Origin of the sequence: Anaeromicropila populeti (assembly GCF_900112775.1) — a bacterium.
Taxonomy (GTDB): domain Bacteria; phylum Bacillota; class Clostridia; order Lachnospirales; family Lachnospiraceae; genus Anaeromicropila_A; species Anaeromicropila_A populeti.
In genome coordinates this window covers 172,639-191,559 of sequence record NZ_FOYZ01000005.1, presented here as the reverse complement: position 1 = coordinate 191,559, position 18,921 = coordinate 172,639, and the positions used below count along the sequence as shown (strand labels likewise).

Annotated in this window: 22 protein-coding genes; all 22 read right to left on the bottom strand. The window is 34.3% G+C overall.

Going from position 1 to position 18,921, the window contains the following annotated elements:
* Positions 1-30: 30 nt before the first annotated feature.
* Complete coding sequence (locus tag BM305_RS07890) at positions 31-846, bottom strand: hypothetical protein (protein ID WP_092560152.1); 816 nt, start codon at positions 844-846, stop codon at positions 31-33.
* Complete coding sequence (locus tag BM305_RS07885) at positions 833-1,324, bottom strand: hypothetical protein (protein ID WP_092560151.1); 492 nt, start codon at positions 1,322-1,324, stop codon at positions 833-835. The genes BM305_RS07890 and BM305_RS07885 overlap by 14 nt, the downstream gene beginning before the upstream one ends.
* 24 nt (positions 1,325-1,348) lie before the next feature.
* Positions 1,349-1,516 (bottom strand): hypothetical protein, encoded by a 168-nt coding sequence (locus tag BM305_RS18980; protein WP_177214621.1) that lies wholly within the window; start codon positions 1,514-1,516, stop codon positions 1,349-1,351.
* 9 nt (positions 1,517-1,525) lie between these two features.
* A complete protein-coding gene (locus BM305_RS07880) occupies positions 1,526-1,978 on the bottom strand; it encodes a hypothetical protein (RefSeq protein ID WP_092560150.1) in 453 nt (150 codons plus the stop codon).
* 16 nt (positions 1,979-1,994) lie between these two features.
* Positions 1,995-3,659 (bottom strand): hypothetical protein, encoded by a 1,665-nt coding sequence (locus tag BM305_RS07875; RefSeq protein WP_092560149.1) that lies wholly within the window; start codon positions 3,657-3,659, stop codon positions 1,995-1,997.
* Positions 3,643-5,310, bottom strand: coding sequence for a P-loop NTPase family protein (locus BM305_RS07870; RefSeq protein WP_092560148.1), 1,668 nt, complete (start codon positions 5,308-5,310; stop codon positions 3,643-3,645). Before BM305_RS07870 ends, BM305_RS07875 begins: the two co-directional genes overlap by 17 nt.
* The gene (locus BM305_RS07865) at positions 5,300-6,133 is read right to left on the bottom strand and encodes a hypothetical protein (protein WP_092560147.1); all 834 of its coding nucleotides are present in this window, start codon (positions 6,131-6,133) and stop codon (positions 5,300-5,302) included. Before BM305_RS07865 ends, BM305_RS07870 begins: the two co-directional genes overlap by 11 nt.
* A 2-nt stretch (positions 6,134-6,135) precedes the next feature.
* Positions 6,136-6,777 (bottom strand): hypothetical protein, encoded by a 642-nt coding sequence (locus BM305_RS07860; protein WP_092560146.1) that lies wholly within the window; start codon positions 6,775-6,777, stop codon positions 6,136-6,138.
* 209 nt (positions 6,778-6,986) lie between these two features.
* Positions 6,987-7,139, bottom strand: coding sequence for a hypothetical protein (locus BM305_RS18975; protein ID WP_177214620.1), 153 nt, complete (start codon positions 7,137-7,139; stop codon positions 6,987-6,989).
* Positions 7,140-7,173: 34 nt separating this feature from the next.
* The gene (pyrE, locus tag BM305_RS07855) at positions 7,174-7,848 is read right to left on the bottom strand and encodes an orotate phosphoribosyltransferase (protein ID WP_092560279.1); all 675 of its coding nucleotides are present in this window, start codon (positions 7,846-7,848) and stop codon (positions 7,174-7,176) included.
* Between the two features lie 12 nt (positions 7,849-7,860).
* Complete coding sequence (locus BM305_RS07850) at positions 7,861-8,760, bottom strand: dihydroorotate dehydrogenase (RefSeq protein ID WP_092560145.1); 900 nt, start codon at positions 8,758-8,760, stop codon at positions 7,861-7,863.
* 33 nt (positions 8,761-8,793) lie between these two features.
* Positions 8,794-9,564, bottom strand: coding sequence for a dihydroorotate dehydrogenase electron transfer subunit (locus BM305_RS07845; RefSeq protein WP_092560144.1), 771 nt, complete (start codon positions 9,562-9,564; stop codon positions 8,794-8,796).
* A 30-nt stretch (positions 9,565-9,594) separates the two neighbouring features.
* Positions 9,595-10,521 (bottom strand): orotidine-5'-phosphate decarboxylase, encoded by a 927-nt coding sequence (pyrF, locus tag BM305_RS07840; protein ID WP_092560143.1) that lies wholly within the window; start codon positions 10,519-10,521, stop codon positions 9,595-9,597.
* Positions 10,522-10,582: 61 nt separating this feature from the next.
* Complete coding sequence (locus BM305_RS07835; RefSeq protein WP_092560142.1) at positions 10,583-11,695, bottom strand: AI-2E family transporter; 1,113 nt, start codon at positions 11,693-11,695, stop codon at positions 10,583-10,585.
* 144 nt (positions 11,696-11,839) lie between these two features.
* Complete coding sequence (locus BM305_RS07830) at positions 11,840-12,829, bottom strand: hypothetical protein (RefSeq protein WP_092560141.1); 990 nt, start codon at positions 12,827-12,829, stop codon at positions 11,840-11,842.
* A gap of 89 nt (positions 12,830-12,918) precedes the next feature.
* Positions 12,919-14,127, bottom strand: a complete 1,209-nt coding sequence (locus BM305_RS07825; RefSeq protein ID WP_092560140.1) for a DUF6179 domain-containing protein — start codon at positions 14,125-14,127, stop codon at positions 12,919-12,921.
* Entirely contained in the window at positions 14,120-14,587 is a 468-nt protein-coding gene (locus tag BM305_RS07820; protein WP_092560139.1) for a DUF6323 family protein, read from the bottom strand. Before BM305_RS07820 ends, BM305_RS07825 begins: the two co-directional genes overlap by 8 nt.
* Before the next feature lie 123 nt (positions 14,588-14,710).
* Entirely contained in the window at positions 14,711-15,475 is a 765-nt protein-coding gene (locus BM305_RS07815; RefSeq protein WP_092560138.1) for an ABC transporter permease, read from the bottom strand.
* The gene (locus BM305_RS07810; protein WP_092560137.1) at positions 15,472-16,389 is read right to left on the bottom strand and encodes an ABC transporter ATP-binding protein; all 918 of its coding nucleotides are present in this window, start codon (positions 16,387-16,389) and stop codon (positions 15,472-15,474) included. The genes BM305_RS07815 and BM305_RS07810 overlap by 4 nt, the downstream gene beginning before the upstream one ends.
* Positions 16,386-16,589, bottom strand: coding sequence for a PLDc N-terminal domain-containing protein (locus BM305_RS07805; protein ID WP_092560136.1), 204 nt, complete (start codon positions 16,587-16,589; stop codon positions 16,386-16,388). Before BM305_RS07805 ends, BM305_RS07810 begins: the two co-directional genes overlap by 4 nt.
* A 30-nt stretch (positions 16,590-16,619) precedes the next feature.
* Entirely contained in the window at positions 16,620-17,732 is a 1,113-nt protein-coding gene (locus tag BM305_RS07800; RefSeq protein ID WP_092560135.1) for a helix-turn-helix domain-containing protein, read from the bottom strand.
* Between the two features lie 178 nt (positions 17,733-17,910).
* Positions 17,911-18,882 (bottom strand): acyltransferase family protein, encoded by a 972-nt coding sequence (locus tag BM305_RS07795; RefSeq protein WP_092560134.1) that lies wholly within the window; start codon positions 18,880-18,882, stop codon positions 17,911-17,913.
* Positions 18,883-18,921: the final 39 nt, after the last annotated feature.

The following is an 18,921-nucleotide window of genomic DNA, read 5'->3' as shown; positions in this document are numbered from 1 at the left end:
AACCGTAAGGACTTGCTAATATTGGAATTCTTACGGTTCTTTTTTTAGCCTGGCTCCCCCAAATGCCATTCTGTTATACTTTCCTATGTCACCAGCTCCATATGGATACCCCTGAAATAGCACAAGCATGCCAATGCTGTTAACTGTCCTGTACCAGTCTTCTTTTTCAATGACAGGCAGATGAAACTCATAATGAATATGAAACTGCTTGGCAATTTTATTATGTTGATTAATAAAAAAAGTAATATTTTCAACCAGTGTCTGAATAATTACGCCTTTTCTCAGCTCCTCAAATTCATCCTGATTCCACTTTAAAAGTGTCGGCATTTCTTTTTGCAAATCCAAATATTTTCCTTCTATATACTCTTTGGTAGTACAATCTTTTACATATAAATAATCTGTTAACGTAAAATAAACAATAAAATGCTCAATCGTGCTCTCAAATAAAATTTTGTCAGAAAATTCCGCCTCATATACTTTATCCCCATTCTCATTTTGCTTCAATTTATAATATCGAAAATAGCACCCATTTTCTTCTACCAGGCAAATTACAGGAACATATAAATTGCAGTACCGCTTAGCTGCTGCATTCTCCATAATTCCAAAATTACAATACAAACAGGAAAAAAACCTTTCAACTACTTCTCTTTTATTAAAAGCAGCATTTTTCCCATCATCTGATTCGATACATTCGAACAATGCTGCTTCTATTGCATTATCGATAGCTAAATTATATTCTGTCTGCTTTGTTGAAATAGCAGTTAAATCCCTTGTTCGTATATCATCTAATACGAAAAAGGGCAGAATTATAACCACAAAAATTATTCCCATATTAGATAATTTCATCTCGTATTCCTCCACCATATGTAACATATATTTCATCCATTGTAACTGTTTTATCAATCAGCATTTCAAAAATTCTGGTAGATAATGTCTTATCCTTATTTACAATCTCCACAGAAAAAAAGTCTCCCTTATTCATTGAGTATTTGGTATCCTCTTCCCCATATAATTCATCCAGAATTAACTCTGTATATGTTCCAACATATTGGTTTCCTCCTGTCTCTTCTGACTGAAGCCTTTTATAATGAACTAAATTAATATGATATACATGATTTGTCTGCTCAATTCTTTTTTGAAACAACTGATACATGGACCGATTTACATAGCCCAAATTTCTTACAGAATCAACAAAATAGATTGTCTCATTCTGAACATATACCTGACAGACTAAATCCTGCTTCATTTCAATATACTGCAACGGCACAAGAAATAATAAAAAAACTGTAACTATGATTTCAATCATTTTACTGAATGCATTCAAAACAATTATCCTCCATCCGTATTTTTAAAAGCCATAAACCCTGCTGCTTATTACATGCTGCTTATACATACTTTCCTTTACCTGTCTTTCAAAGTATTTAACATTTTGAAAAAGAGACGAAAACAAACTAAGTGCTCCACAAAACATGAAAATACCAAACATATAAAATAACATATTCCACCCGTTTTCCATATAACTCTCCTAGTCTATTTGTGAAAATTCAATTGCAATAATAGCATTATTAACATCTCTTAGTATTGTTCCTAAAAACTGGGCATTAGGATTAATATAATTATCACTGGTGGGTTTCTGCGCTTCTTTAATAGATATACTACTGTTTTCGCCTAATTCTGTATCACCGTTTTTAAGAAGCCAGTTATAATAATATGCTGCTTTGTTTGTTATAACTTTGACTGACAGCTCATTATTGCGAAACTTATTAATAACATTAATTACTTCACTTCCTGAAACCGATAGCCCATCATACATGACTTTGTCACTTTCATTAAACTCCGCATTTAACTTACTTATCTGCCCTGCACCTCCTGCTGCTGTATCCCTTGCTTCTCTTGCAATAAAAAAACCAAGAGATATTACAATGCATGTAATAATTGTACCAGCTGCCAGAAGCAAACCTTTTAAACTATTTTCCATATTGATAAATCCTCCTTTATTGCATTGCTGCTTCAAACTGTAAAATATACTCTTTAAGTTGGGAAATACTTTCTAGAACAAAGGGTACTATTAAATAAAGCCCGATAAGTAGTATTAATGGCAGATAGGTTAAACATTTAGCTAATACTTCCCTATTTGATAAATGCATTTCGTTATCCTGTTTTCTCTTTTCCAGTAAATATTTACGGTCTGATTCCAAACCTTCAAAAGCCCTTTCAACTCCTATCTGTTCACATAAGCTGACTGCATCCACAATCTTTACAAGTTCACTATCAGGTTCTTTCTCTATCAAATTTTCCAATGCTGCCTCTCCAAGATTGGAGTAGTCATCTACACAGCTTTCCATTGACAGACGATAATAATCCGAAAAAAGCTCCATCCACTCTAATAAAATTTGTACTTCCATAGATTTAACAGGGTAAAGTACCAACACTATATATTGCATATTCGCTATTTCTAAAGCTTTTGCTTCTTTTTGAAAGAGACTTTTGAAAGATATAATAATCCACGGAAAATAAGATGCTAGTAAAACTCCTAATACTGCCAAAAGAACATAGAATGGTATTTGACTATCTTGCAAGTCAAAACATAACAAAAGATATATATAACAAAACATTCCTAGAAAAGAGCTAAGACATCGTTGTAATAAAAAAATACGTATTGTCAAATGTTTTGAAAATGGCTGAATACGAGAATACCATGCCCTTACCTTTTTACCTGACCATAGAATTGCAATGTCTAATAATTTATCAATCCACTTTATTTCACTTACTTTATTTAAAATTACATATTCTGGTTCCCGATATTGGTTTTCTCCTCTCAGTAAAGCTATCATTTCATATGCAAGAACTGTACTTACTAATACAAGGACACGAACCATTACGCCATATACACTATTATAATACTGATACAGCTCTGGCACGCTCCATAACGCCCATACTCGAATTGTATTCATAAACAAAATAGGTAGTAATACAATTAAAACAAGGCCTGAAAACTTATGGCGCAGCTTCTCCCTTTTTAAAAGTTCAATATAGATTTCTTCTTTCAGCTGTTCCAGATTGTTTAAGAATGCTGAATATTGTTTTGACTCTGTATCACCATATTTCAAAATCACAAAACACAGTGCATAAAATGAGACAAACAGCCTATTCGGTGCGGTTCTTTGATACTCCTTGACACTTTCCTCCTCCCTCCTCAATAAACTATAGATACATTCCATATGAAGACTTATCTCAAAATCTGCCTTCACTATGGATTCTTCCAAAGCTTCCTCAAGCATTTTACTTTTATGATAATTATGACGTAACAAACCAATGAATTTTTGAAACTGCTTTAATAGTTTAATCTCCTCTTGTTCTAAATACAGAAAAATAAAATGCCTAATAAAAAGAACTACTGCACCAATAACATATAAAATCTGAAATAAACCATTTTGTAAGAGAAAAACACTTCCACAAAAAATGCCCACTGCCACATAGAAACAAATGATAAATAACTTCGTTGCTTCTATGCAGATACTATACTCGTGGTTAGGCTTTAGTAGGATTAGACTTCTTTTTAGGTAATAGAATATTCTGTTTAGGATAGGTTTATAGGCCAATATCTGATGTAAATAGAAATAAAACTCATCCTTTTCTTGTTTATAACTTTTTTTCAAAACTCTCCTCCCACTCCATGATTTCTCTTAAGAACAACGCCTTTTCTTCCCTTGAAAGCTGACTTAATATTAGCTGCTTTGATTGCTCACTCATTCTGTTTCTCATTTTATATTCACCATCTTCACATACAATGATATTGCGTAACTCATAGTTTACTTTTGCACTGTTTACCCCATTTTTTTCTATTTTTGAGTAATCAATAATTTCAGAAATCCGTTCAATATATCGATGTCCATTTAACTCCTTCTTCATATGAACATCAAACCGAATTGCATTTATTACCTGCTCCTTGGCAACTATTTCATTTGAAAATCCGCCTGCCTGCAACAATGAATTTCTAAGTGATAGTATTAAATCTTCTGTTGTCTTAGCATGATGCGTAAAGAGAGTAAACTGAGATGCCACTTGTGAAATCTGAATCAGCCATGATGCCACATCATGAGAAGCCACTTCCCCCAGAATATTAACTGCGCCGTCACTTTTCTTTTGAAAATCTAATCCCTCTTGCCCTGAAATATTTGCTGTCTCACGAAATGTCACGACATTTCTTTGGGGATAGAGCCTTCTCAAATTCAATTCAAATGCTAACTCTTGAACCCGAATATTGAAACTAGGCTTAATATACCGAACTACTGCCATAAGTAAGGTAGTTTTTCCGCTTCCCTGCTCTCCAGTAATAGCAGTCACCTGATTTCCTTTTATGATCCATTGCAGAAGTGCTATTGGTAAACAATTGTTTCTATCTTTTAATAAACTCTCCAGACACAAATTCTCTGGTACATCAAACTTTCTGATAAAAAAGACCCATGATTCGCAAAAGGGAGGCCTGGCTACTGAAACTCTTGAACCATCCATCATGTCATTCACAATGTATCCTTTCATTTGAGAAAGCTGTCCTGGCTGATTATATCGGTATATGTTTTTGCAGACACGAATAAACTCTGTCTGGGATGAAAATTTGAGGAAGCTTAAGTGTATCGATTTCCCCATATAAAAAACCCATATGCTTTCATGGAAAGCTCTTCCTGATACACCTCCGCTTAATCCATCTATCTTCATTTCTCTTAGGTTGTCTAAAACGCCATTCCCCTTATACTCTTGATATATTCTCTGCGCCAGTAATTCTAACTTGTCCATAAAATTCAGCTGAATAAAACCTTCACAAGCATATACTTCTGCTATTTCGTCCTCTGTTATTTCATAAAAGCTTTCTCCAAGTTCATCTCGTTTTGGACAATCAAGGTTATATGCTACTAGCAATTCTTCAAATGCTTTTATTCCATGCTTCTTGCTATACATATACAACAATATATCAAACTTCTCTTGAACGGATAGCCTTTCTTCATAGGTAAACGGAATAAGTTTTTCTATATTATGCTCTTGAATAGAAAATCTCTGCACCAGCAGCTCTTTAATATGTTCCTTAATATACTTTTTTGCCTGGATATCACCAACAGAACAGGCTTTTAATGCTGATCTTAATTCCGACTTAAATTTCACCCTTAGACTTAGTTCCAGTTTATTTCTGACTATCTCATATGGATTATCTCTCAACATTGCTGCAAATGCACATCCTACTTCCCTTACCAGATTTTCTATTGTTAACTCACTTATCTCCATACATTTTTTTTCTTTCCTTCTAATGTACACGTACTGACACCTCCCTCTTTTGATGCACAGTTTTTAAGAGAATACTTGCAGAACGTCTTAGTTGATCGATAAAATAAAAATTTTCATCTTTGCCGTCACAGGCAAAATTTCTAGTTAAAAATTCAATAACAGAACCATTTGACAGAGAATCCTGAAAATGTGGATTATAGGGTATCACTCCAATTATTTCTTTTGAAATATGATATTTTCTACGTACATTTGCTACATTATAAAAGGAATTTGGCTGATAATTTCCAAGAATAAACACTGCTTTTGGCAAAAGAGACTGATAATTTTCAAAAAAATGTTCTAAAACTGCTTTGCTTTGACACAAATTCACAACAACTATATCTGCATCTTGTAAAATCGATATTGTGCTTAAATTATTATTGCATGCAGTGTCTACCCACACCATATCAGCAAATGTTTCTAAAAGCACCAACAATTTTGATAAGACCTGATTTAATTCAAACTCAAAATATTCTTTATTAAGCCCTGGGTTTTTTGGAAGATAATAAATAGACTGATCAAGAAACTGGTTCGTAAATTCTGAAATGCCTTTATCCGAAAACATATCTGACTGTACTCTTTTTATCAGATATTCTAGCCCCGTTACATCATAATAATAACCCTCCTCTCTTAGCAGGTTTTTCACTCTGTTTCGAGAACCACAAAATGCATATTCCAACGAGTTAATACTATAGTGGTTTTCAAACAAAACCATTTTTTGCCTTTTTAAAAGAGTACATGCAACACTCATACAAGCCAGATTACTTGTTGTTCCACACTTTCCTCTGGCATTACTCCAAAACGCTATCTTCAATCTTATTTTCCCCTTTCTAATTGCTGAAAAGCTTTTTTCATTTTTGTCATAGGTTCTCCTGTAATTTCTTCTGCAATTTTTATAAGTGCATCCTTATAAGATTTTGATAAGCATACTTTTCTTTGATTTACTTCAAACTCTAATTCAACTCGTCTTATGTAATCTTCTTCATCATATTCAATTACTATACATTTTTCTCCTGAAGGAAGATAGTTGGTGCTAATATACTCATATGAAATTTTCCCCAACCCAGTATCTCTCAGAATTAATCTTCCTTTTGCCTCGTCACTGCATAATATTTCTACTGCTAAAAGAAGATTCCTTTTATGCACATCTGAAATAACATATATTCCTTTCCATGGAAATCTAAATTGACTTTCTAACAGACTATCTGTTGTAAAATCATACACTACAAATATATGGTCATATTGACAGCCAGGATCATATTCCAAATTACTAGTAACATCATATCCTTTAAAATGAATCATATTTGATGACTGTATTTCCTCAGACAGCATATTTATAATACGCCGATTATTTGTATAATCTAAAACAGCAACCTTTCTGTTGATTTGTGTACTTAATGCAGCCAAATACAAAATAAAATCACAGCAAGGTTCACCTATGAATTTATAAAATTCCACCTAAAACCTCCTTACTAAAAACTCTTATGCCAAATATACGATTAATAAAAGATAGAACGTGAATCTCATCAGACTGGCTAACCATCAGAAAAATAGAACAAAGAAATCTCTTATGCACATAATAATACCCTATCAACATAAAAATGTAAATAGGGTATTTTAGTTTTTAATATTCTTATTATGTGTTGATTCGACAGATTTTCACACCATCAAAACAAAACCTCTGACTTATTTTTTATTAACCTTCCACCACTTACAAGCATTACAGTTCCAACTGCAACACCGATTGAAATTAAAACAATTCCCATAACCAAATTAACAATTCCTACTGACTTCATAGTCTTATAAACCTTTTCTCCCATATGAAAACCTCCTTACGTTCTATTTACATAATAACTATTTTATTCCATAAATCTCATAATAGGATTCAATCGCTGCTTTTATTTTGTCATCAATAATGATACTACCATTATAAGGCTTATTGTATAAATGTTCAACTATTTCTTCCATCGTAACAATTGCCGTTGTGCCAATTCCATATTTTTCTTCTATTTCCGACAACGCACTCTTTTCTCCTTTTCCTCGTTCCATTCTGTCTACTGAAACTACAAGTCCCATAACATTCACATCACCTTGTGCTTTTATAATTGGCATTGTTTCCTCAATAGACTTTCCAGAAGTTGTAACATCCTCAATAATAATGATTCTATCCCCATCCTTTACTGGACTTCCTAACAAGATCCCAGTATCACCATGATCCTTTACTTCCTTACGATTTGAGCAATACAAGATATCCTTGTCATAATGCTCACTAATTGCCATTGATGTGGCAACACTCAAAGGAATTCCTTTATATGCCGGACCAAATAAAAGATCAAAGTCTAATCCAAATTTTCCTTCAATGGCTTTTGCATAATATTCTGCAAGGCGTCTTAATTGCTTTCCCGTTCTATAAAAGCCTGTATTAATAAAAAAGGGCGTATTTCTTCCACTTTTTGTGACAAAATCCCCAAACTTCAGTACATTACAGTCTACCATAAATTCAATAAATTCTTTTTTATATTGTTCCATCTTTCCCTCCATTTATACGCATCCAATAATTTCATTAATATCTTCAATATGGTTCTTCTTTAAATACTCTTCCATTCCCTGCAATATATTCATAGTTGCTCCAGGGTTCACAAAATTGGCAGTACCAACAGAGATAGCCGTGGCACCTGCCATCATAAATTCAATGGCATCTTCCCCATTCATAATTCCACCCATTCCAATAATAGGAAGCTTAACAGCCTTTGAAACCTGATAAACCATTCTTACCGCAACTGGCTTAATAGCAGGACCTGACAATCCACCTGTCTTATTGGCAAGTGCAAATGCCCTCTTATTTATGTCTATCTTCATCCCTGTTAATGTATTGATTAAAGACAGCACATCTGCTCCTCCTGCTTCTGCCGCCTTAGCCATTTCACAAATATCCGTGACATTAGGACTTAACTTCATAATAACTGGCTGCTTTGCAATTCGTTTAATTTTACTTGTTATTTCTTCTACTGACTTTGGATTTTGACCAAATGCAATTCCACCCTCTTTTACATTAGGACATGAAATATTTATTTCAAGCAAATCCACTGGCTGTTCTTGAAGACGTTCTACTACTTCACAATAATCCTCTGCCGTTTTACCACAAACATTCACAATTATTCTTGTATCAAATTCCTTTAAGAAAGGAATATCCCTTTCTACAAAAACATCCATTCCCGGATTCTGAAGTCCAATTGCATTAAGCATTCCTCCATACGTCTCAGCAATTCTTGGTGTCGGATTACCTGTCCATGGAATATTGGCAACTCCTTTTGTAACAACACCTCCTAGTTTATTCAAATCAACAAACTCGCTATATTCTGCTCCAGAGCCAAAAGTTCCTGACGCTGTTGTAACCGGATTATTTAGTTCTACCCCCGCAAGGTTTACTTTCATATTCATAATCTATCTCTCCTGTCTGCTTCCATTTTCCTATCAAATAGTAATATCCTCTGCAAAGAAAACTGGACCATCCTTACATACTCTCTTATTATTTACATTCGTATGATGATCCTTTCTCTCTGACTGGCAGACACAAGCTAGACAGGCACCTATTCCGCAAGCCATTTTCTCTTCCAGAGAAAGCTGTGCCTTAATACCTTTTTCCTGTGCAAACTGCTTAATTCCTCGAAGCATCGGTGTTGGTCCACAGGCAAAAATTATATCTCCATCTATTTTATTTTCTGTAATAGCATTTATGACATTGCCCTTTGTTCCATAAGAACCATCCTCCGTAGATACACACACCTTTCCTAAAAGTTCAAATTCTTCCTTTAAAAATAGTTCCTTATCACGATAGCCAAGTACAATTGTCTTTTCACATTCCAATGATTTAGCCAGTTGAAGCATAGGCGGAATGCCAATACCTCCACCTATTAAAATTGCTTTCTTCCCCATAGGCATAAAGCCGTTTCCAAGCGGTCCAAATACGTCGATAAAATCGCCCTGCTGCAAAAGTGAAAATTCTCTTGTCCCAGAACCTGCAACACGAAAAACCAGTCTAAGGGTTCCTCCCTCTGGATCTATCTCACATATGCTGATAGGACGTGGCAACAGTAATTGTCCTGCTTTGCAATAAAGCGATACGAATTGTCCTGCTTTCGCATGTGATGCAATTTCTTTTTCCTTAATCCACATACTATAAATACCATCTGCTATTTCTATTAAACTTGTAATAAGAGCAGTAGCTCTAAATTTATCTGCCATTCTTTTTCTCCTAAAACTTTCTACTTTCCTTTATTTACAATTTAAAGCGCTCAAAATATCAGCTTTCATATCAAGAACTGCCTGCCTGGATGCATCTGCGTATTCTGCTGGCTCAAACTTAGCATATTGCTTTTGCTGATAAGCAGCAATAATTCCTCTAGAAGAATTAATTATTGCTCCCAATCCATCCTTATTAAAATAGTGAACTAAATCCTTTGCCAGTCCACCCTGTGCACCATATCCGGGTACTAAAATATAAGTATTCGGCATTAGCTTTCTTAAGACCTTACCCATCTCTGGATAAGTAGCACCAACTACAGCTCCTACATAGCTATACGCATCTCCCATATGAAGTTCTCCCCATTCACGTACCTTTTCACCAACCAGTTCATACAATGGCTTACCATCTATGATCTGATCCTGAAACTCTCCACTGGATGGATTTGATGTTTTAACAAGAACAAAAATACCTTTATTATCTTCCTTACACACATCAATAAATGGATTTACTCCATCCGATCCCAAGTATGGATTTACCGTTACGAAATCTTCATTAAAAGCTGCATATGACTTTGAACCAATGGAAACTTTTCCAATGTGACCAACCGCATAGGCTGCCGATGTAGAACCAATATCTCCTCTTTTAATATCTCCAATTACAACTAAGTCTTTTTCCTTGCAATAATCAACAGTTTTCTTAAAAACCGCCAGTCCAGGAATGCCAAACTGCTCGTACATAGCAATTTGAGGCTTAACTGCTGGAATCAAGTCATATGTTGCATCAATAATTCCTTTATTAAACTGCCAAATAGCTTCTGCTGCCCCTTCAAGAGTTTCACCATATTCTTCAAAGGCATTATTCTTTAGATGCTCTGGTACATACGATAGCATAGGATCTAATCCTACCACGATAGGTGCTTCTGTTTTTTGAATCTTGTCAACTAATTTATTAATCATATTTCCTCCTGGCAAATGCAATTTTTTCTGTTTCACATTATATCACAACAAAACCGTAACTTCAATTTTTCTTCCCACGAAACCTTACATCATCTTTTATTAATGTATAGATAACAGACATAGTTGGTACACTCAACATAATACCAGGCAGCCCAAATAGTCCCCCACCTACTGTGACGGCAAAAATAACCCAAAGACCAGGCAATCCAATTGAGCTTCCTACCACCCTTGGGTAAATTAGATTATTCTCAAGCTGCTGCAAAACAGCGAGATATAGTAAAAACATCAGCGCCTTCATTGGTGAAATCAATGCTAATAATAAGAATGAAATACCACCGCCTATCCAGGCTCCAGCCACCGGAATCAATGCAGTTACTGCTATTAACGTACTAATTAGAACAGCATAATCAAATTGAAAAATATTCATTCCTATAAAACATAATGCTCCTAATATACAGGCTTCTGTCACCTGTCCAACTAAATACTTACCGAAGATATCAGGAATCAGCACTCCTATCTTTTCACAGCGCTTTGACCATTTTTCTGGTAAATACGTTTTGTGAAGCACATGAATTTGATTTAGTAATCTGTCTTTCCCCGCCAATAGATTAATTGAGAATACAATGGTAATAATACTTTTAAACAGCATGGAAAATACATTTGTCGTAACAGAAATAACTGTCGGCAGTATAGTGCCAATATAATTTATTACCCAACTAGCAAGATTCTTAATAATATCGTTTAATTCCAAGAATAAATTACTTAAATCTAATGTTTCCAGATTAAAACGCTCTGCAATATCTAATGCCCATATTTCAAGACGGCTGATATAGTCGCCAGAGCTTTCTACAAACGCTTTTATATTTGTTGTTAATTGTGGTACAATAAATACAATTATCATTGAGATAACAAGAAAAAAGGCAATATATGCTGTTGCCAGTGAAAGACCTTTTATCAATGACCTTCTTTTCATTATTTTCCCATAAAGCCTTTCAAATAGCTGCATTGGCTTGTTCAATATAAATGCCAAAACAACACCTAAAAAGAAAGGTGATAATATCCCCATTACGTTTTCATATACCGCACATACTAAATCAAACTTGACAACTACAAATAACAGCGCAAATGCATACGTAACAAGTATCATTTTCTTTTTTAATGCATAGTCTTTCATAGATTCCTCCCGCTATCACTATTATACATTTCTTAAATTCTTACCTATTATAATATTTTTTTCCCAGCTGCGCAAGGTATTCTGTCTGTGTAAAAAAAGCACACTCTGGCATCCTTAGCTAAAGTGTACTTTTCTTCTTATTCTCTACACACCCATTTCAATTGGTGTATCGTACTCTTTTATTTCCTTAATTATAAAATCAAAAACTTTCTTATTCTTTACGGCAACAGCTAAATCATCCTCTTTTACCTGAAATGCCTCAATCAGCTGCATATTCTCTAGTACATGAATATCCTTAATCTCTATCTTCTTCTCTATTCCAGATAAAAATGCACACAATAGTCGAAAATATTCATGGCACTTTGCTACAAGCTCCTTACCTACCCTTTCAATTGGTACAATGAAATGATCTGGGTACTTGGCTATAAGCTGATAATAATCGTCACTCAGTCCAAAATATATGATTGGTACCTTCTTATCAGCTTCCGTCAGCATAACATGCTGATGTGACATTGCGGCAATTACATTCAGTTTTATGTATTCCTGAATATTATTTTCACCTAATTGCTTAAACTGAGAAACAAAATTTTCCTTACTGCACCAGGAAATATCCTTTCTTGCCTGCTTGGGAGAATAATCGGATACCAGCCTTTTCTTAAAAGTGCCATCTTCATCTTCCTTCAAAATATAACGATAGGATGGTGAAAACGAAACATACTCATCGTAGTTTATTGATTCGTCCCTTTCAAAAATATTTTTCTTCTTCAATGCTGTATTCATACAAATCATATTAGCAGCAGGATCCTTACTGCACTTATCCATTATCATACATTCCGCAATCTGTCCTATCAGCTGCATAATGATTCTTATATTATTTGAAAAAATTTTCTGTGAGTCTTCATCTACATTATCCTGAATTTTACTGTACTCATTTAGTACAGCAGGTTGATTTGGAAATGCAAGATAATTTAAAAGTACCTTTGCATTATAATTACTTTCTTCTGAAATCTCTTTTCCCTGAAAGTCCATTATTTTCATATAAGTCTCTAAATATGAACCTAATTTATGTGAGAATATTTCAATACCCTTCTTGACATTAGCAGCATTACTACCTTGAACTTCCCCAATTATCATGGAACTCCTCCTATGCACACACGTATTTAGTTATATTAAACAACTAAAATAATTATACCATTTCCCCTTTGGTTTTTCTATATGTTTTGTCATAATGTAGAAGAATTCTGTATAAAGTTTGATTCTATTTTTAATAATTCTTGTTTCCATGGCTCTAGTTCTTCTACTTTTCCAAAAAGAAATTCTAACTCTAGTTCAATTTCCTTTTTTAAAAAACTAATTTCTTCTTTTGATAAAAGAGATAATACTTCCTTAAATTCCTCTCCCCAAAAGCATTCTCCTAAAATTTCTTTTAAATCACTTAAGCTGTGAATATAACGTTTTACCATTTCAGTCTTATCGGATGTCAGTCTGCATATCTTCATTTCATCTATCAGCTTTCTTAACTGTGAATCCTCCATTTTGCCACCTTCTTCAAATTCTGTCTGTTGTTCTGTTTTTAATAACTTTCCAGTGATAAAATCTGATTGTATCTTCTGAAAAGATAAATTTTTATTTAATTGAAATGAAAAATTGACCGCTGCCTTTTTATAATAGAAAACCGATGTTTCATCCAGTCCAAATTCACTGCAAATTTTTTCCGCGCCATGACACAAAAGGTTTTCTAACTCTTTCTGTTTTAGTTTTTCTAAGTATTTTTGCAAATACGCTCTTTCATCAGGAAAAATACTAAGTCGTTGATAATTTTGATTCAAAATAGTCAAACCAAGAACGTTTTGCAGTACAAGCTGAAACACGTTGATTAGAAGACTTTCATACTCTTCACTATAGCCACATAGTATCTCATTGATATCCTTTAGCGCAAACCGATTGATTAATTTGTTTTCCAGCGACAGATTTTTTAAATATTCCCATATAAAATCGATTCCACATAAATTGTATATCTCATGGCATAATGGGTAATCAATACTACCTGCATCGTTACATGCATGAAAGCAAATATCATACTTCTGAAAAAAGAGAGGAATTCCATAGTAAATCGTATCCTGCATAGCCTGGTTCTCAATCGCCATGGTTTCCTTTTGAATAGTTTCCATCAGCCCTTTTGCCTTCTGAAACTTTCTTTTCTCAATGATTAGCCCCTTTTCAAAAACCATTTCAGGTGCTTCCCGCTGACATATAATCTCCTGCAACTGGTTTTCTGTCCCTGCTTTCTCATACGCATCCATACAATAATAAATCGATGCCAGAATATCCTTTGCCGTTTCATTCGTTACCGAGCTGCTGTCTCCGCTTGTATAACGATTTACCTGCCTTGCCAAAAGTGGAAGAATTTCCTCCATAGTATGCTCAATCATTATCCTCTGCCTCCCATTGTTCCTTATTGTTCCCGAAGCGGATAGCGCGGCACAACTCATGTAATTTAGTCTCTGCCAGATATTCAATAGAGCCTTGACACTCGTTATCAAAATATTTTTTCATAGCTTGAATCAACTCGTCATCACTTAGTTCATCCATCGACTCATTTTTAAAGAAATAGAAAATATCCTGTAACTGTTCTAAAGTTTCAACATAATTGTCCTGATAAATATATGGCGAATCACAAAATTCATAGATTAGCTTTGGCAAAATGCCCATGCCAAACTCAATTCTTCCATTACTTTTTAATGCATCGAACCTGCACTGCATTAACTCTTTTATTTCCGCATCCGATAATGTCATGCCAAATTTCTTTGTATATTCGTTGCATTTTTTTACAGCTAGTACTTCCTGTTCTTTCTGCAAAGCCATAATTGGTAAATTGAAATCGTTTTTCATTTTGGCACCCCCATGTTCTTTTACGTATTATAACCGAACATTTGTTTTATTACAACTATTGACTTTTTATGGTTTTTGTGGTATAGTATAGATAGAATTTTTGGTGCCTTTCTGTTTTTCTTATTACAATTCCTTTTTATTAAATAGTAATACTGCCGCAACAACAAAAAGTACAGTTCCCACTCCAGTTACCATTATAGAAGAAATGAAATCTTGTACCTGCATATGATGTTGAAGCAAAGACATATTTTTTGATGCAAGAAGAATCGGATTATATTTCGATAGCTTTGGCACAATTCCCAGAGTAAAAAGAATCGCTGCAAAACCTGCTGTAAAAAGCAGACTTCCATAACTTTTTCTAAAGAGAACACCGCCTAAAATAAGAGAAGCTATTAGTATTACTCCAAATGCCCATAGACAAAATACTGAAAAATTCAAATTATCTATTTTACTATTACCCCAGAAGTATTCGGTGTATGAATAAGATACTCCATAACAAATTAAATAGCTGCCCGTCCATACAACAACAGTCATTGTAAACTTTGATAAAATTATTGTTTTTCTTGATAATCCTTTGGTTACCATATTAACAAGGGTACCTTGAACAAATTCGTTTGAAACAATACCGCTAAACAAGATTACTAAAACAACAAGTCCCATCTGAGGAATATTTCTAAAAAATTGCATCCATGAATCCATTGGACCTGGCTCTGCTATTATTATTTCAACACCTTCCATCTGGAAGTTTTTTAATAGCTCTGGTGTTATTTTTGCTGTAACGGGATTAATCAACCCTAAAAGCAAAAAAACAGCTATCATGATCCATAACCGGTAGGTGCTAACCATCTCTTTAAATTCCTTTTTTGTAAATGTTATATATGCTTTCACCTTGTCACCTCCATAAATAAACTCTCTAATGTTGGCTCCAGCACCTCAAGTTTTTTAGGCAGCAGCATTTCACTTTCCAGTGTACAAATTGCTGCACGCTCCATTGTGTTAATATCTTTTCCATGCAGCACAATACTGTTCTCTTTTTTTTGACTAGAATCCAAATATTCCATCATAAACTTGGAGTTCATAAACTTTTCTACTTCCTCTATTGTATTAAATTCAATTTGTATGCTATCCTTTTTGTGGTTTTCTTTCATTTCCGCCAAAGTTCCACAGAGTGCCAGCTTCCCGTCATGCAATACTGCAATCCTATCACAAATCCGTTCAACGTCTGATAAAATATGTGTTGAAAATAACACAGTGGTTTTTCCCTTTATCTGTCCTAATATATCTAGAATTTCTTTTCTTCCGATTGGATCAAGTGCTGATGTAGGTTCATCACAAATAAGCAGCTTAGGTTCATTTAGCAAAGCCTGTGCAATTCCCAACCTTTGTTTCATTCCGCGGGAAAATCCACCTATCTTTTTATCCGCCTGCTCCAGTCCCACCAACCCCAATAATTCCTGACTCCTTTTTATTATCTCTTCACGAGACATTCCTGTTATTTCACCACACATTTTCAAATACTCTTTCGGCTTCATATAACCATAGTATTCTGGCACATCTGGAAGATAACCTATATGGCGGTTAGTTTTTGTCTGTCCATATGTTACCGTTTCATCGCAAACTCTAATCGTTCCTTTGTCCGGTTTTAACAAACCTAATATCAATTTCATCATAGTAGTTTTACCTGCTCCATTTTGTCCTAAAAAGCCAAAAACAGAACCTTCTGGAATGGAGAATGTTACGCTGTCAAGAACCTGATGACTCCCAAATCTTTTTGAAACCTGTTCATTACATAGTATATTCATTCTTCTTCTCCCCTGCCAAAAACAAAATAAACAACAGGACCTATTACCTGGATACCTAGTACCACAATAATCCATATCACTTTATTTCCAAAGCGATAATTCGGATGTTTTATTACATGAATCAATGCACCGATTGCCAGCCCATATTCAAGAATCAGCAGCGGTATGATGGCTGCTGCATATGTTTGAAATAACTCCATTCTCTTTACCTCCTGGTATCATTCTATTTCTTATGACTTGTTATTCTGTCTAAGTAATTCCAGTATGTTTTTATATTTTGGATATTCTTCCAATACTCTAAATGCTGGATTGCTCTCTACAGACTGCAGCATACTTTCTTTTATCACTTTTTCATTACGAGGAGAACTATTTCCTAAGTCAAATTCTTCAAGCCACCCGTCAATTTTATTAAAAAATATATCCCCATGCAATGAATACGGAAAAAAGTTCTTTGTACATAAATCTGTATATTTTTGAAGCATTTCTAAGGCTTCTTCGTATTTCTTATTATTACTATAAGTCTGTGCAGCTGCAAAATATATTTGAGCCATTGTATTAGGATGCAGCTTATCTAAATCAAAAATCTCTTTCAATGCCATGCTGCGCCGTAAAATTTCATCAACCTTTTTTTCATCATTTTCATTTAACAATAAGTACATGGGCACAGAGCCAATTAACGCCATGAGATGCTGATACATTTGAATCTGTATCACTTCCTCTGCTTTTGCCGTATTACCCAGCATTTGATATGACTGTGCCATAATTCCTTCGTCCATTGAAATAGGACGAATTGTTTCTCCTAACAGCTCCAGGGCATCTTGAGGCTGTTGAAGCAGCAAATAACAAAAGGCTCGTATAGTGACAGCTTCTTTTGATAACCAGACATCTTCACTTTCCTTCTCAATCCGAAAACATAATTCAACTGCCTCACCTAAAATTGCTTTTTGTTTTTCACTATTTTCATCCATCATATAGTGGTTTATCAAAAGAATAGACATTTTTAACAAAAGCGGAAAACAAGAGTAGTATTTATTAATTATTTTTTTGCAATCCGCTAATACATTTGGAAATGACTCCGTTGCAAATCTAAATGACAGCTTTTTATATAACTCATTAATGTCTTCTTTTGACATCTGTGCTGTATACCCCATTAATTCATCAATGCTAATATTAAAGAATGTAGCAAGCAACGGCAATAATGTAATATCTGGATAGCTTTGTGCCGTCTCCCATTTTGACACCGAAGCCTTAGACACACCAATATACCTTGCCAAATCCTCTTGGGTAATTCCTTTTTCTCTGCGCTTATCCGCAAGCACGGCTGCTATATTAATCTCTTTCATTTAACCACCTCACACTTTCATTATACTAATTTAAACTTAAAATTCAATGGATTTACAGTTGACTTTGGTTGAAAAAATCAACTCACAAGAAATTATAACAGCAGACAAAAAATCCTGTAACCTTCATCAATTAAGGTTTACAGGATTTACAAAATTATTTTAGCCTTTACTTATTTTTTTAAGAATATTTTTCTCCTGAATTTACACTTTGAATTACTGCAACAAGAAGAGAAAAAACAAACACGATGACTGGTGCACAATAATCAAACCAGTCTGGTGTAGTATGGACTCCTTTATATAAATACAATACCGGCATCATATGAAATATGTAAATGAATAAGGAATACTTTGCTCCAATTGCCTCAACAACAGACCCTTTTCCCAACCGAGGATATTTTAGCAGGAGAAGCACCAACATATAAATTAATAGTTCAGCACTTACAAATGTCCTAGCTAACGTTTGATAATAATAAAATTCCAGAATATTAGTAATTGATAGAACTACAACTAATCCAACAAATACCAGTCCATGTATTTTAGGCAAAAATTTCTTTTCATATCTACGTATTAAGCACCCCATCATAAAATATGGCAGCGTAACGATTAGACAGTTTCTATAAATATAAAATTCTAGATCCCCTGTGTTTGCCAAATATATATAACACCCTAACAGTACTGGAGCAAAAAACAGTGCGTATTTGCTGATTTTTATTTTGCAAAGTACGTACATGATAATCAGCGCATAGAGTAAGGAACCTAAATACCATAGATGATCCCCAAAAGGAGACTGATTATAGATAAGAAAATCAAACAGATTCTGTTTTGTAAGATAATGTTGTCTGAACCAGATTAAATTCCCAGCGGAAGTATGTTCCGCAATAACTGCTACTGCAACATAAAGAATATTAGCAATCAAAAACAGAATAAAAATCTTTTTTATCTGCCTTTTCAACCTTACTATAAACTCACTTTCTTCTTCTCGGTAGCAAAAGTATCCACATATCACCAGAAAGAACGGTACTGCTATTTGCGCAAATAAAATCACTTTACTTCCTACTGGCTCAGGAAATGGCAGATGTACACATATGACTAAGAAAGCAGCAATGGTTCGCATGCAATCAATTGCATGATTTTTCTCACTTTGATTCATAATCGTTTCCCCCTTTTAGATATAAGATTATTATATCAT